General features: G+C 33.3%; 20 protein-coding genes. All 20 read right to left on the reverse strand.

Translation table 11 applies throughout. From position 1 onward, the window contains the following. Nucleotides 1–62: 62 nt before the first annotated feature. Nucleotides 63–602, reverse strand: a complete 540-nt coding sequence (locus PFZ69_RS17220; protein WP_270182332.1) for a GrpB family protein — start codon at nt 600–602, stop codon at nt 63–65. A 67-nt stretch (nt 603–669) separates the two neighbouring features. Beyond that, nucleotides 670–1143: a GNAT family N-acetyltransferase gene (locus tag PFZ69_RS17225; RefSeq protein WP_270182377.1), complete on the reverse strand. Its 474-nt coding sequence runs from the start codon at nt 1141–1143 to the stop codon at nt 670–672. Between the two features lie 105 nt (nt 1144–1248). Then, nucleotides 1249–1623 (reverse strand): DUF2750 domain-containing protein, encoded by a 375-nt coding sequence (locus PFZ69_RS17230; protein WP_270182333.1) that lies wholly within the window; start codon nt 1621–1623, stop codon nt 1249–1251. Between the two features lie 113 nt (nt 1624–1736). Further along, nucleotides 1737–2006, reverse strand: coding sequence for a CPCC family cysteine-rich protein (locus PFZ69_RS17235; RefSeq protein WP_270182334.1), 270 nt, complete (start codon nt 2004–2006; stop codon nt 1737–1739). 46 nt (nt 2007–2052) lie between these two features. Further along, complete coding sequence (locus PFZ69_RS17240) at nt 2053–2319, reverse strand: hypothetical protein (RefSeq protein WP_270182335.1); 267 nt, start codon at nt 2317–2319, stop codon at nt 2053–2055. Between the two features lie 469 nt (nt 2320–2788). Beyond that, nucleotides 2789–3139 carry a hypothetical protein gene (locus PFZ69_RS17245; RefSeq protein ID WP_270182336.1) on the reverse strand — a complete coding sequence of 117 codons (351 nt, stop codon included), beginning with the start codon at nt 3137–3139 and terminating at the stop codon, nt 2789–2791. Between the two features lie 749 nt (nt 3140–3888). Continuing rightward, nucleotides 3889–4062, reverse strand: coding sequence for a hypothetical protein (locus PFZ69_RS17250; protein WP_270182337.1), 174 nt, complete (start codon nt 4060–4062; stop codon nt 3889–3891). Nucleotides 4063–4261: 199 nt separating this feature from the next. Further along, entirely contained in the window at nt 4262–4468 is a 207-nt protein-coding gene (locus PFZ69_RS17255; protein ID WP_160920889.1) for a hypothetical protein, read from the reverse strand. 151 nt (nt 4469–4619) lie between these two features. Further along, on the reverse strand, nt 4620–4790 hold the full coding sequence (locus tag PFZ69_RS17260; protein ID WP_270182338.1) for a hypothetical protein: 171 nt from the start codon (nt 4788–4790) through the stop codon (nt 4620–4622). 144 nt (nt 4791–4934) lie between these two features. Further along, on the reverse strand, nt 4935–5453 hold the full coding sequence (locus PFZ69_RS17265) for a hypothetical protein (protein WP_270182339.1): 519 nt from the start codon (nt 5451–5453) through the stop codon (nt 4935–4937). Nucleotides 5454–5679: 226 nt separating this feature from the next. Next, a complete protein-coding gene (locus tag PFZ69_RS17270; RefSeq protein ID WP_270182340.1) occupies nt 5680–6009 on the reverse strand; it encodes a 4-fold beta flower protein in 330 nt (109 codons plus the stop codon). A gap of 288 nt (nt 6010–6297) precedes the next feature. Beyond that, a complete protein-coding gene (locus tag PFZ69_RS17275) occupies nt 6298–7899 on the reverse strand; it encodes a DUF262 domain-containing protein (protein WP_270182341.1) in 1602 nt (533 codons plus the stop codon). Nucleotides 7900–8178: 279 nt separating this feature from the next. After that, the gene (locus tag PFZ69_RS17280; RefSeq protein ID WP_270182342.1) at nt 8179–9021 is read right to left on the reverse strand and encodes a tyrosine-type recombinase/integrase; all 843 of its coding nucleotides are present in this window, start codon (nt 9019–9021) and stop codon (nt 8179–8181) included. A gap of 181 nt (nt 9022–9202) precedes the next feature. Beyond that, complete coding sequence (locus PFZ69_RS17285) at nt 9203–9529, reverse strand: hypothetical protein (RefSeq protein WP_270182343.1); 327 nt, start codon at nt 9527–9529, stop codon at nt 9203–9205. A gap of 68 nt (nt 9530–9597) precedes the next feature. Continuing rightward, the gene (locus tag PFZ69_RS17290) at nt 9598–10656 is read right to left on the reverse strand and encodes a phosphotransferase (RefSeq protein ID WP_270182344.1); all 1059 of its coding nucleotides are present in this window, start codon (nt 10654–10656) and stop codon (nt 9598–9600) included. 35 nt (nt 10657–10691) lie between these two features. Then, nucleotides 10692–11114 carry a metallothiol transferase FosB gene (gene fosB / locus PFZ69_RS17295; protein ID WP_270182345.1) on the reverse strand — a complete coding sequence of 141 codons (423 nt, stop codon included), beginning with the start codon at nt 11112–11114 and terminating at the stop codon, nt 10692–10694. Between the two features lie 56 nt (nt 11115–11170). Then, nucleotides 11171–11944, reverse strand: a complete 774-nt coding sequence (locus PFZ69_RS17300; protein WP_270182346.1) for a carbon-nitrogen hydrolase family protein — start codon at nt 11942–11944, stop codon at nt 11171–11173. Between the two features lie 85 nt (nt 11945–12029). Next, entirely contained in the window at nt 12030–13250 is a 1221-nt protein-coding gene (locus PFZ69_RS17305) for an MFS transporter (RefSeq protein WP_270182347.1), read from the reverse strand. Between the two features lie 353 nt (nt 13251–13603). Continuing rightward, nucleotides 13604–14170 (reverse strand): AAA family ATPase, encoded by a 567-nt coding sequence (locus PFZ69_RS17310; RefSeq protein WP_270182348.1) that lies wholly within the window; start codon nt 14168–14170, stop codon nt 13604–13606. Between the two features lie 227 nt (nt 14171–14397). Next, nucleotides 14398–14676, reverse strand: coding sequence for a hypothetical protein (locus PFZ69_RS17315; protein ID WP_270182349.1), 279 nt, complete (start codon nt 14674–14676; stop codon nt 14398–14400). Between the last annotated feature and the right edge of the window lie 184 nt (nt 14677–14860).

Here is a 14860-nt window from a genome sequence, read left to right on the forward strand (position 1 = left end):
GGCGTCCTTTTTTTATGTATTGTTCTCCTTCTCATCGGCTCATTAATTCCAGAAATTGCTCCCTATTCTTGATTAAAATTATCATCCTTAGTTAACCTATACCAATTTAAAGCTTCTTTCTCAATTTTAGAAACTAACTCCTCTTTACCTTGTATGTATGATGCAATATCATATGGAAATTGTTTTGATAATCCTTCTTTTAGATTTCCATATTGATTTCTTAGCTTACTATTTACTCTTAAATAATCCCTAAATGCTAGATGTCGGTCTATTTGCAAGTCATTTTGTTGGTATATGTGAACGTGGTGAGTTCTAGCATCCCCACCCTTTTGGAAATACCTTCGACCTGATATTCCATTTTCACCTTTTGGTTCATATCCAAGTGCTTTCATTTGATCATCAAATTTATCAACTTCTGTAATATCTTTAACCACTGGCAATAAATCAATTATTGGTTTAGCTTTTAGACCTTTTATTGAGGTGCTACCAATATGATGGACAGTAACTATTCTATTACCGTAAATGCATTTTAGGTTAGTCACTTCTTGTTTAAACATCTTCGGCCAGTTCACATCATAAGGACGAACTTCTACTTTTCTCACTTTATAAGACCTACCTTTAATAAAGCTTTCTCTATTTCTTCAAATATGCTTTCTTTAATCAACGGTATTAATCTACATTCTTAACGAATAACACCCTATCTTTATTCGGGCCATCATAGTTAGAAACTACTGGCACTCCGTCTATTTCTATATCACCATTTTCAATACTGAAACCCATCTTAGTGTGATAAGCAATCGAAACCTTATTTACTGGGGAAGTTACTGCACGAACGACCTTTCGATTGTTTTCTCTTATCACGTTAAAAAAATTATTATAAAGCTGTTTTCCTATATGATTTTTTCTGTAGACAGGATTAACGCCAACAAAATGAATATAAGCGACATCTGAATTAGATTGAGACAAAAATTCGATCAAAAAGCCAATGATGTGTCCGTCTTCTTCAGCAATGAAACTAGTATTATTAAAATGATCAAAGAACAATTTAGGTAACATGTCTGACATTTGCCTACCACCCCACCATTCATTGATCAAAGGTGAGATAGCGTAATAATCAGAACTTTTCACGCTGCGTATTTTCATTATTGATATCCTTTCCTCTTGTGCCAAAGCAATTTTCCACCACTGGAAAAAGTGGTTGTACATCTATCGCTCCCTATAATTGAATGTATATGTTGATGTACCTTTCTAATAATTCTCCAGTTCTCTCTCTAGATCTTTCCTAAGAACTTCAATTCTTACGACCGCTGTATCCTTTTCATTAGGAAAGATTGAAGGTCGTATTTCATCGTTCTCCATTCCAGTAAGCCATTTGTCTATAAATTCTCCTAATGGTATTGACCTAGCACTATAACCTGCCCATTCTTTTCTAGCACAGCTTTCAGCAATTTCTCTATTGGGGAATAATGGTAAAAGAATTTTCTTTTCCTCATCTTGAGATGTTGCCCAGCCATCGCTATACAATCCCCAAACTTCTTCAAGATCCACAACTTTTTTTATAAAATACTCGTATCTAACATTTGTAGATTGTTTGTTGACTGATAAAAACTCCTTTTCATTCAATCCTATCAACCCTCATCTTAGTGGAATTTACTTTTATGAAATACCTTTTCTCTGACTTAATCTTATTTAGCAAGTGCTCCCTATTGTTGAACTGAATACCTAACAATAAACTATCATTGTTGTAATGGTACCCAGTTTGGATCTTTAATATCTTCTTGATTAAGTCTTCTTACATATATAATGCTTCCTTCATCACAAGCACCAAATTCAAGGAAATTTTTCTGTGCCTGCCTTAAGGAAACATTATTTGCCCCTTCCTTATCATCTGGATTTAAAAACTGATATTCGTCATCTTCCCAAAAACAAATACTGCAGATCTCATAAGTACCTGGTGGTTCTTGTTCCAATGTTTTATATCCGCAACAATTACATGTGAATTTCAAGTTATATGTTCACCTCTATTCGTATTCGCCCCCATTAGTTGAATAGTTAATTGTTATTCTCTATGTACTTTTTGTACCTCTTTTCTGTATATAACCAAATACCTGTTCCAAATATTATTCCGAATACCAGTGCCCTAGGAAAGTATTCTGTCATATTGCCAAGCCCTTTACCTAAGAATAATTTAAGTACCACTTCACCTAATAAGTAGCCTAATCCACCTAGGAAAACTCCATTGAAGAGAATAAAATTTCCACTTTCCCTTTTTCCTAGTTTCACTCCAACTATTAAAAAACTTCTCATCCTTAGAAACAATAATCACTACCTTTAAATTATTTTTATAAATTCTGAATCATCAATTCTACAAGATAACTGCTCTGTTACAAAATCAAACAAATAGAAACGTAATTTTATCTAGATCAACGCTCCCGATTGATTAATGTACATTCAAATTTATTTTACAATTCTTTTCAGGTCATAAATAGTCATTGCCACTACAAAAAGAGTAACCAAAGCGAAGAAGATGGTAGTGCCGACCCCATCAAAAATTCGTGGATTTTTGTAAATGACAAAAGCATAGAGGAGCCACATACCAATTAACTTTACTAAACTATTAGCTTGTACTGATTTAAACATTCTAAATACACCACCCTGTCCAGGTAATTGAATTTGTTTTTTTAAGCATTGGTCCTTTTAACAAAGCTTCCACAATTCTGGCATCTTATTAACTTAAACAAAAAGGAGCGTAATCCTTTTTAGATCAACGCTCCCGATTGTTTAACGATTAGAATTCATCCATTAACCTAAACCTAGTATTAACGTGGTAACCATTTACTGATACTTCACCAACCCGTTTAGTGCCATTATAGTATGTGGCTTCTAGAGTATCTTCCCCATTTTTCAAAACCAGCATATAACTTGAACCTATGGCATCCCAGGTGTCTGTTCTCTTAGAAGTATTTATCTGGCGAATTATTTCTTCAACTCGATTTTGATTGTTAGTTTCATACAAAACCTCACCCGAATTAATGTTAACTACCTTAGCTTCAGTATATTGCTTTGTAATTAACGGATCTTTGCTACAAGAGGCTAGTATGATAGTAATAACCAAAAACAAAGGAATGAAGCTCTTCATTTTGTCAGCCCCTTACTACTTGTTCGAGAAGCTTGCACTAGCTATCCCGCGCTTACTCCCTTTAATTACATATGACCTTTATCTTACTTCTTGAATTTCTTTATTCTTTTATTTACACTTTCGTTTATTCTTGCATTTGAAGCATATGTAATAAGTGCAGAAATAAATTGCTTATTATTGTAGCCGACCAAAGTAGTTTGCTTATAACTATATACTGTTTCTCCTATGATGATCCACACAGGTATCAATTTCAGGTACTTTCGGGTATAGGTGATATAAGTTATTTCTCCCCATTTATATTGCAAATCTTTATCTAGTAGATTTCTTATTTTAAAGATTTCACTAGTAAATATTATTTTTTGCATTTTCCCTCTCAAATGGAAAATCCCTATTAACAGGAAAGATATAATTGACACTCCAAATGAAAACCACCCAAAGAGAGTCGTTTCAGAGTCTGTCATTGTTAGCATCAACCCTAAAAAAAGCAACCCTATCATACAGGGGATAAGCCCAACCCATTTGCTGGGATAGAATGTATTGTTTATGTTTTTTCACCCCCTTTTGTTATAGCCTATCAAAATTATAAATAGAGCGCTCGCTTCTTATCCAATACGCGCGCTCTTTAGTTTCTTTGATTGTTTTACTCCTTATTTAAAGAGATATAAAAAGGGAAAGATATTTATTATGGATTCGCTCCCGTTTGTTTAAGACTCATAGTCGAGATACTAATAAACGAAAAATAGAGGTTTTTACGATTTGTCTTTACGCTCTAACTTGCCTGTTACAGGAAGAACAAAACCACCTATCGTTAATCCTAATACAATAGGCCATTTTATTTCCCCGTATATAAAGTATCCGAAGAGAATAGCAGTAACAGCATAAGCAAGTGCAGAGATAATACGATCCTTAGTTCTTTTGCTCATTTTGCAACTCTCCTCCTCTTACTTATATTCAATCGCATACCTTAATTCTTTTATTTGTTTGAACACATAAAAGTAGTAAAGCATAGCTCCCGATTGCTGAAATATATGATTTGAAATAATTATAGTAAGTAAATAGATTTAAAAACTCAATTCCATCAGAATTTTCGACTTCACTTTTTCTTGTCTCCTGGTTCTAGTTCTACGTCCCTCTATTTTTACTTCTCTTATAGAGCACGTAAATCGCATTAATAACCACCACTAATACCCAAACAGCTAGGTACCCTATCGCAAATGTTGGGTTAAGTTCATGTCGTCCGAAAGAGATTCCAATAAAAGTTCCAAGAAGTGCCCCTAGAACCATCACACTAAATCTCCATTCAGAATGTGCGAGTTCTTTCAATTTCAATTTAATCTCAGCTCCCTACCTTCTCCTTTATCAAACCTTCTATTACCAATTATTTCAAACCAACTCACATAACTCAACCTTTAAATTCAAATGAAAAGAAGCCTATCTTATTGCAGATAAGCTCCCAATTAGAGAACAAGGAATTTATTCATCAAAACTTACTAGTTTTCTTAAGTTCTCTTTTAATTTCACGCAGTTCCTCGTAAATCAAGTATAGAGTAACAATAATGACGGTGATAAAAAATCCCCAGGAACCTAGTAGTGCTGAACCTAAAACTCCAAAGATAAATGCTACGATTGCTGCTGTTATGTACTTGCTCAAATTAAATGCCCCCATATTCTTTTATTACACTCATTTCTAAAACGACATAAACAAATACTCTTATTCAACTCCTGCTCCCAATTGTTGAAAAATTGATATCGTATATAACGTGAATAATACCGAAACTTGTAAACTTCTTTCAAACTAAGAGACAATAGCTATTGAAAAAGTAAACAGTAATAGGTGAGCGAGTAATAGGGTCCACCTTTTCCACCCTCTTCCTCCAAGGGCAATGACAAAACCAAATATGGGTAATAAGAAAATTCCATACAGCCACAGTCCACCTGGTATGACCTCAAAATATTGATTAAAGAAAGCACTCGATAACAACAAAAAGTAGGCGATAACAAATAAAAAAGAAAACCTGTGATTAGTGCTGTGTAAATCTTGAACCCATTCCTTTGCAACTTGAATATAAAAGCCCTCTTGGTTCCTATAATGACGCATTGATACAAATGAATGCACTAAATCTTGAATGATAGATTGGTGTGAAGAATTTGCACCTTTCGATAAGTCATCATTCAAGAATCCTTTATCTACAAAGCGAGAATGAAATGTCCTCATTATGTTGTTGGGTTCTTTGTACAATTTTCTTTTCAATAATAATCTTGTCATTAAACGTAAAACAACAAGTTGAGACACTTGAAGCACATTTTGAAACATACATCATACTCCCATTAAATAACGATTGAAAATTCTAGTTATATTTAGTCTGGCACAAACTATAAAAAAGGAACAAACCATTTGTCCAAGTTTGCTCCCTATTGTTGAATATCTGTTTAGGGTTTATTTGCACTTATAAATATTTCGATAGTTTTTTCTCTTTTCACACCACTATCATTGTAAGACTTACATAAATTAACCTTATATCTTTCGTTAATTTTTTAAACTATTGCTCCCCTAATTGTATTAGGTATTCTGGGTCAAAATCAGTAGTTCCGTTTGGTCTTGATTTATATCCTCCATATCCCGGATAACCCGGGTAACCTGGGTATCCCGGATATCCAGGATATCCGGGATACCCTTTATATTGAAAACTGTTTAACTTATAAAATCTATCATCATCAAAGATGCTACCTAAATACTTCCCCTTCTTATCAACTGCGTGTTCATCATTCCAAGGAAACCATCCGATCCATTTCGCTTTCGAACTATAAATGTAGTTATCTAATTTAAATGCAATCCATTTCCCACTTGAATTATACAAAAATTGAACCATAGAAATCACACCTCTTTAATAAGTTTTATTATAATTACTTAAATTTCTTCAGATAACTTTAACCCTGATTTCCTTAACACTCCCTATTCTCGAAGAAGGTAAATTATTTTCTAAAGGTGATAATGTACTTTTTCTAATAAACAACTTGACCTATAAGTATTCGAAGCTTCTACTTCTTTTAATCGATTGTATTTGTAAACAAAAGGTAATTGTAAAACTTCCTTCAAGAAGGCATTTATTTCATAGGATTTTAATACCTATCAGACAATGCAGTCTAAATGGAGTTAGTTAATATACCTCTACAGAGTTATTCTCTCCCGTTAACTTCTTAATTTCTTCAATAATGAGGTTTGTACGTTCTTTAATAAATAGGTCGTAATCATTATTAGTATAGATGTCCTTATTTGTTGGTAATATATTACTTGTTAATATAATCTCAAATTTATCTTGAGGAATTGTTTCAAAGAAGTATGAGCTTGGGGACTTATCGGAAATAATCTTATTTGAACTTGCAGGTAAAAAGCAAAAGTTTGAAACAACATTTATTTTATTACTATCCAGGCCTAGGCCCTCTTTAAGAAATGCTCGTGGAAATACATGATGGTATTCTTTTCTATTATAAGTTGATAGGGTCTCCCCTAGATCAATAAAGTTACCATTGGATAAATCTAGTGGTTTCTTCTGACCTAAAATTAATAAAAATGAACGGACATAGTGGTTAGATTTAATAAACTTTTGTTTAGTAAATAACCTTTTACTCACAATAGAATGGTATTTATTAATACCTTCGTATTTATGGTTAAGTACTTCTTCAAAAAAAGCAATATCTTCATCTATTTTCTTATCGGTACTTGCCGTATACCTATCGGAAAGAGATGTTCTCCAGAACCATTTTTTTACCGTTTCAGTTTGCGTATTGTCTAAATGATTTGTTTTAGAAAACAAAAAAGTTAATGGCACTAACTGATGTGCTTTTGGAAGGAAATCTTCATGAAAAATATTAAATTGGGTGTACATATAATCTATGGCTTTCTCGAGACTTTTTTTCAGAAGTGTTGTATTTGAACGTACTTCCTCAGGATCTAGTTCTAGTATTTCCTTTGTAATAGCAGTTTTCTTAATAATTGCACCGAAACTCTGCAAAATAATCTTCTGCTTAACGTTACCAAAACTTTTTGTTTCTAATAAGTCATAGATATCATTAAATTCCTCTTTTAGATGATAGTCTTCCTTCCATGTCCACGCAATCATTAAATCAAGTGTAGATAAAGGAGTACCTGTATTATTAATTCTTTCGAATATTACACCAACCTCACTTTTAGTTCGTTTCTTAATGGTAATCGTAGGAATCTCATAGTTTTGAAATAAGGATTGTAAGTTAACCGCTAGCTCGTTCTTTTCACGATCATAATCTCTAATCTCTTGATTAAAATCAAAGTTATTAAAAAGCAGTTTTAAAGGTAAGTTTTGATTATGATTAATCAAATCATCCCCTGGCACAAACTTTTTTTCATCAAGATCAAAATAAATATCAAAAGAATTATCATTGACTTCATCTGAAACTCTTTCAAGATCGAAACAAAAAACACTAAATATTGATGTTACTCTTTGCTGACCATCGAGTATATAGTTTATTGGATATTCCGCTCTACTGTCTGGTAAGTTATAACCACCTACGTTTCTATTAGACGGTAACTCTTCATTTGTTTCCCATAACAAGACACTACCTATTGGATAATCATTATAAATAGAATCTAGTAATTCAACTACTTGTTCTTTTTTCCAAACAAACTGTCTTTGAAATGGAGGAATCTTTACTTCTCCTTCTAATATTTTGTTTCTTAATCTATCAATTTTAAGTGAACCAGTAATTAATTCACCTCGTGACATTTAACCACTCCATTCATATTGATAAAATTAGCAGCTTTCTATCTTTATTTATTACACTTATATCCATTCCACTTCTTTGGCACTAGTAATAAAATCTTTAATTATAATTCTGGATGAGTAACTTTCATGTTCATTGGGGAAAAACTCCATAGTAATCGGTGAAAATCATTACATATTTTTCAAATTGTTAATACTTAATACCAATTATTTCAAATTTAACAAATTTACTCAATAACTATTTTTTTGCAAATAAAAAAACACGCTCTCAAAGAACGTGTTTTAGAAATACTTGCTGTATAAATCTTGCCTTAGTTTCCCACTAAGCTGAGCATACACTTTTGTGGTTTCACTTTTTTCATGTCCCAAAAGACTTTGGATTACTTCAATTGGAGCCCCGTTATTTATCATATGAGTAGCATAACTGTGTCTTAGTTGATGGGGATGGATGCTTTTATTGATACCTGCCCGACTAGATATCCGCTTAATTATATACCTGATTAAATCAATACTCATACGCTTCTTAGGCCTTCTCTCAGTAATAAACAAGCACTCTTGGTCGTCATCTCGTTCATCCAAATAGCGTTTTAACCACAGAGAGCAACGTGTGTTGAAATAAACTTCCCTTTCTTTATCTCCTTTTCCATGTACAATAACGGAATTCGTCGAAAAGTTAATGTCGTTTCTATTCAGCTTTACAACTTCACCTATTCGGCATCCTGTTGAATAGAAAAATTCAAATAAGGCATTTTCCATGCTACCTTGGGATGCCTCCCTTAATTGTTCGATTTCAAGTTCGGTTAAGAACTTTGGTATTCTCTTTCCAACTTTAGGCTCTTTCAATTTAGCAGCAGGGTTTTTATGAATAAATCCCTCTTCGTACGTCCACTTGAATAATGATCGAATACACCGAACTCGGTGACCCAAACTGGAAGGTTTTAATTGATCACCAGCTTCAATCAGATAACCTTTTAACTGATCGGTCGTTATAAGGTTCATATCGATATCCCCAAAGTATCGTTTTAACATATCCTGCTGAAAGCCATATGTTTTTATCGTTAGAGGCGAATACCCTTCGATTTTCTTATCAAGCTGATACTTTTCCCATGCTTCAGATAACAACAAAACATTCACTCTCCTAAACCATGAATCAATTATTTTAGATTCTAGTATGGTCGACGAAAGTACAATTCATACATAATGTTATTCAGCAATATGGAAATAAAAAATATACTTTTAATAATAATTATCCTGTTAGAGACGGAAAAAGAGCACTTCTTGATTATCAAGTGCTCCCGATTGTTGATTAAGAGTTTGATAATTTTTTTATATCCAAGAAATCTTCATCCCTAATCAAATTTATGTCGGATAAAAGGATAGCTTCGAAGGATTTAAATAATTCTTGTATCTCCGTTTCCTGATTTATTAGTTCCATCGCCGTTTGATAATCTTCTTCACTTTCATATTTTGCAATCTCTATCCACTTTGATGGATCTTCCTTGCTTTGTAAGTAAGTCGTTTTAACATCGATATACTTTTCATAGATTTCTCCAGCTTTTTGCTGAATTCGATAATACTCTTCTATGCTTTCTTGATGTATTTGATATTCATACACTTTGACAAACACTGGCATTTCACTCCTCATAGAAGAATTAATTCTTCGCTCCATTTTGTTGCAGATGGATTTATGGTTTATTTGCTCTACATTTGAGAAAGTAATGACTTTAACTTCTCTCCACGCTTTATATAGAAACTAATATGTTGTTTTAAGGTAGTCTTATCTTGTAAATCTATGATTTCTATTGTTTTTTTCACAAAGTTCCAATTCATGCAGCCAGATAACCACAAAAGAGAATGTAAGCGATCCTTTTCTTTGAAAGAAAACGCGTTTTCAAACATATAGGAATCAAACAATGTTTTAGCTAAATCTGGTGACATTTGAGTTGATCCTATTCCATCGATTCTGGAGTACCATTTGATTAACCAAGCTAACCCTTCAATTCGATCCGTGTAACCTATTGATTCAAAATCAACAATACCTGCGAGTTCATGTTTATTGTTCCATAGCATATTTAAAGGATTTAAATCCGACTGAACAATAAAATCTAACTCATCTGTTTTCGATCGAATGATATGGTTTTCAGCTATATGTAGATAAGAATTTAGTTTTTTGGCTATATCAGGGGAGAGTTTTGTAGTATCACGTTTGTGTTTAATTTGAGATATAAACTTGGCATAACCCGTTAAATGTGATTCCTGTACAAAGACAGAACTGCTAAAATTCCGGGTAACAGTATGAATATTTCTGACTGTATTGCCTACAAGTTTAGTAAAACTATTTGTACATGCGGTTATATGTTTGCCTTCAACCCACTTGAATAACACTACGCGATAAATACTACCTTTCCATTCAACGGAAACAAATCGATCTCCAGCTATAGAAATGATATTTTCCATAAAAGGTATTCCCTGTTGATTTAGATAATCGGTGTATCTTATCTGCTCAGTTAGAATTTCGTCGGTTATTTCTCCAAACACATTATTAGAGGAGCGATTGTTACCAATAAACCTTATTGAATAAAATTTGTTATTCACACTAATTTTATAGTGCACATCTTTATTCCAACTTCCAATGTGCAGCTCGTCTTCAACTTTCAGATCGTTATACTCTGGGAAGAAAGATTGGAGTGCTTTATTAATTAATTGGTGCATAATTCCCACCTTATTTTTCTCTTTTTGACATTTATCTATTACTGACATGCTCCCTTTAATTGAACACTCTAGTTCTACAATCCTCAATCATAGAATTCCATGTGTGTCTTTTCTTTTTTATAGTAGTCTAACCTCGACTCCAAAGTTCCTGTGTGAAATTCAAACTTATGACCATCAGGGTCAGTAAAATAGATTGATCTTCTATCTCGACTATCCCTTTTCCGACCTGACAGAATGTTTACATTTAACCGTCTTAACTCTTCATTTGTATGATCAAAATCATCTTCCTCAATCGAAAAGGCTATATGAGTGTAGGACTTTGATATGTCATTCCTACGTATATCCTTCTCTTCATTTAAAGCTAGCCAATATCCATTAAGATCAAAGTAGGCCGTCTTTCTTCCTTTTACAAGTAACTTAGCATTAAATACTTGCTTATAAAAATCTATAGATCGTTCCAAGTCAGATACAGAAAAGAGAAAGTGGTTAAGTCCTTTAATTTCCATGGCGTGCATCCTCCGCTCTGTCTCTAATTAATATTGGTTATCTTAATATGCATGGTTTAACTCGTCACAATATTAACAACGTCCCGACGAGTTTGGTTTACATACCAATTAGAATTCTCGTTTAAATCAATAGTAATTCTTTCAATGGATTCTACATCATCTTGGAGCTTCTTAATAATTTTCCCCTTAGGAGATACAATCATGGAGGAGCAGCCTTGCTCAGGGTGAGATATATTAGATGATACTACAAACCTTTGGTTCTCGGCAGCACGACTAATTAAATGCGCATTCCAAACAGATAGATTATCTGAATTGGTTACATTAGTTAAATAGAAAGTAATTTGTGAACCTTCTTGGGCCAAGGCTTTCCATTGCTCAGGAAACCTAATCTCCCGACATAGTTGTATTGAAGCAAGTATGCTTGAATCTCCTAGGTGTAACTCAAAACACGATAATTCACTACCTGGTTGCAACATACCCCTTTCTTGGTAGGCTAAATTTACTTTTTTATATGTATGCCTTTTTCTATGAGGTGCCATATAGATACCTGCGTTGTACCAACTTCCTCTTTCAAAAATACATGAGCCAAATAATAAATGTATATTTCTTTCATCAACAATGGATTGTAGCTGCTCGAATGACGACTCGATATGAAAAGCAACAGTAGAGTCCAGAAAACTCAAATTCTCGTCATATCCAGATAAGCAACCTTCGGGCATTACTACAATATCATTTTCTTTTGCATTGGATATTAATGCTATCATTCTTCCCAGATTCTCCGATACATTAAGAGTAGGAGAGAAATGAGTTAAAGCTATGGTTACTCTCACATTAATAACTCCTTTCAAATTTGCTCCCGATTGTTAAAGAAAAGACCACACCGTTGATTAGTGCAGTCTTCCCGTAGAGAAAATTTTATGCTTGATGATTATGTGCATACTTAGTTTTAAAATATTGTTTTGAAGCTAGAATATAAATAGCAGCGATCGCTAATAATGTTGCGGATAATAGAAATACCTGCTGTACACCAAAAAGATCCGCCATGCCACCTAGCAACAATGAGGACAGTCCAAACGTTAAAGAAGTCAAGGCTCCCTGTGCTCCATAAATTTTGGGCAATTCTTCGGTTGTCGCTTCATTCTGAAGGTAAGTTTCAATTGTAATCCCCTTAATCTGCTCTCCGATCCCATATAACACAGACAAAAGTAAGGCAATCCATGCAATATCATTAAAGCCAAAAAGAAAAGTTAATGCACTTGCACTGATTGAAGAATATAGCATTAACTGCTTCAAATTCTTTTCAATGACTGATGAGAAGGTGGTGCAAATCAAGCCACCAACAAGAAGACCAATAAAGAAGGTGGTATTAATATACCCCCACCATGCTTCACTTTTATGAAGAACTTGAGAAACGAAAACATAGATAATAGCAGCTATCCACACAACATTTGCTATCGATTCTATAAAGATCACAACATGAATTTTCCTAAATACAGGTGTCTCCCAAATCGTTTTCCAACCTTGCCTCAAAACCGCTCCTATAGGATCCTTTCCATTTCTAGAAGTAAATTCTGTTGGATCTTGAATCAGATGCATCATAGCACTAGATAGAGTAAATAAGATAACCGTTACCCATATGACGGTCTGACCTCCTATCCAGGAAACCAATACCCCTCCAAGTGCCCAACCACCTAGCTGATTCACATGATTAATAACAGAGAAAAAACTATTTGCTTTAACAATTTCCTTTTTCTCTACTAACCTTGGAAGCATTGCACGGCTAGCTGGTGCTGCCCATCCGTCTAGGAAGGCAATGATGAAAATAGAAAGCAGAATAATCAGCATTCCATCTTGAGAAAAAGTTGTGATGATGAACGCCAAAATAAACAGTACAACGGTTTTACTGCTTTGAGAACCGGATAAGAGTGTTTTTAACGGGTACCTATTAAATAATATGGGAGAGAGGTATCCGCTTATAAACCGTCCAATTGTATTAATAAATGGCAGCATAGCTAAATAGAATGCTGACTGTGAGGCTGCGAACATAATAGAGATTAATCCTACAATATAAAAAACATCGCCAAGATTAGCGAAGGCTTGTCCTATCCATAAATACCGAAAAGATGATAATTTCATTCTAACTACCCCTTTTTATCGTTTTTTGTTATCGATTAAAAAAGGGTGTATTTACATAAGGTGTTGAACCTCCTCGTTTACTACTATTTTAAGGGTCTTACTAAACATTCAGTACCATTAAATTAGATAATTTCTAGTAACTTCTCAATATTTTCGGGGTAGTGAAATGATCATTATCGGTCAGTTATCATAACTCATATGTAGATGATATTTTGAGTAATTGTAACATAATGATAAAACGTTTTTTATTTATTCAGTAAATAAAGGCTATTACTTTCATACTATTGAATACAAAACAATGCAATTTATTTAGCAAACGCTCCCTTTAACTTAATATTAGAATGAAAAATCAATCATAACTGTTTGGCTAAATGAACAATTTCTTTAATTACAGATTCAACTTCCTTATTATCTTTAATTACAAATAAATAATCTGACTCTCCTTCTTCTGGATTTACAACATCCTTATTCATAGACCCACTCTGTTGACTAATTAGTACTTCCTCAAAGTTAGAATAAGCTCCTCTAAGTATATTGGTACTTCGTTGACTTTTGGCTACTCTTTTATGAAGAACTTCATCAGGAATATCGAAATGAACAATAACACTAAGAAATTCATTTTCATCATATATTTCTTCGAGCAAATATTTTCTCCCTGTTCTTGTACGATTAGCACTACTAGCTATAATATGAAAGTCTGTGTATTCTATAGCATAATTAATTATTACTCTTGATATAGAATGTTTCAAAATGTTAGGTCCTTGTTTTGGTAGTAAACTCTTATAATATGTATTTAAAAATTCAGCATTATTATCTTGGTCCATTATAAAAGAATTGGTTAACTTACTTTCTAACATTGTTGCAAATGTAGTTTTTCCACTATGGGTTTTACCTACTGTGATAATAACTAACCGTTTCATTACGCCACCTATTTTCATACTAATTTAAATTTTTCCAAACATTTTAGTTTCGAATATTCTTTAAACTGCACTGGAATTATATTAATTTAATTTATTCTTCCTGAAGCAACGCTCCCGATTGTAAAAGACTTCGTATTATGATAGTTATAGATTTAATTTCAATTAATCCTCTGTAGGCTTCCTTCTTCTTCATTACCCACTTTTTCACTAGAGATTTTACTCACTTACTATTCTTCTGAAGGAGCTAAAGCTAAAAAAAGAGCCATTAATACTATAATAACAATCAATATGATATCCGATCGAGTTAACATTATTATCGACACACCTATTGGATAAATAAGTCCACCAATAAGATTCCACGGATAAGGTCTATATCTATCAAATTCATAATAAAATACTAATCCTAAAATTCCACTAAACGTTATTATTGCTAATATAGAAGATACTTTTGATAAAACTAACCCTATTATGCTAGCAATTACAAATCCAATAACAATTTTATACAAATAATCACCCTATATGTTAGCTTAGATCCGTTATAAAGCCATTCTTGCCCCCATGATAATCCATATGAAGCAACTCCTCCTCCAGTCACACCTCCAGCGGTACCAGTTACTGCAGTACCAAAAACACCAGAAGTGAGTGCAGAAGTAGTAATGGCGCATACTCCACCTATAACTCCTTGGCCCT

Source organism: Alkalihalobacillus sp. CinArs1, from assembly GCF_947387515.1.
Classification (GTDB): domain Bacteria; phylum Bacillota; class Bacilli; order Bacillales; family Guptibacillaceae; genus Guptibacillus.

Excerpts from the sequence above, each read along its gene's own strand:
- PFZ69_RS17225 (WP_270182377.1), bottom strand. The coding sequence starts at position 1,143 with ATGAAAATACGCAGCGTGAAAAGTTCTGATTATTACGCTATCTCACCT.
- PFZ69_RS17245 (WP_270182336.1), bottom strand. The coding sequence starts at position 3,139 with ATGAAGAGCTTCATTCCTTTGTTTTTGGTTATTACTATCATACTAGCC.
- PFZ69_RS17250 (WP_270182337.1), bottom strand. The coding sequence starts at position 4,062 with ATGAGCAAAAGAACTAAGGATCGTATTATCTCTGCACTTGCTTATGCT.
- PFZ69_RS17265 (WP_270182339.1), bottom strand. The coding sequence starts at position 5,453 with ATGTTTCAAAATGTGCTTCAAGTGTCTCAACTTGTTGTTTTACGTTTA.
- PFZ69_RS17270 (WP_270182340.1), bottom strand. The coding sequence starts at position 6,009 with ATGGTTCAATTTTTGTATAATTCAAGTGGGAAATGGATTGCATTTAAA.
- PFZ69_RS17275 (WP_270182341.1), bottom strand. The coding sequence starts at position 7,899 with ATGTCACGAGGTGAATTAATTACTGGTTCACTTAAAATTGATAGATTA.
- PFZ69_RS17285 (WP_270182343.1), bottom strand. The coding sequence starts at position 9,529 with ATGCCAGTGTTTGTCAAAGTGTATGAATATCAAATACATCAAGAAAGC.
- PFZ69_RS17290 (WP_270182344.1), bottom strand. The coding sequence starts at position 10,656 with ATGTCAGTAATAGATAAATGTCAAAAAGAGAAAAATAAGGTGGGAATT.
- fosB (WP_270182345.1), bottom strand. The coding sequence starts at position 11,114 with ATGGAAATTAAAGGACTTAACCACTTTCTCTTTTCTGTATCTGACTTG.
- PFZ69_RS17305 (WP_270182347.1), bottom strand. The coding sequence starts at position 13,250 with ATGAAATTATCATCTTTTCGGTATTTATGGATAGGACAAGCCTTCGCT.
- PFZ69_RS17310 (WP_270182348.1), bottom strand. The coding sequence starts at position 14,170 with ATGAAACGGTTAGTTATTATCACAGTAGGTAAAACCCATAGTGGAAAA.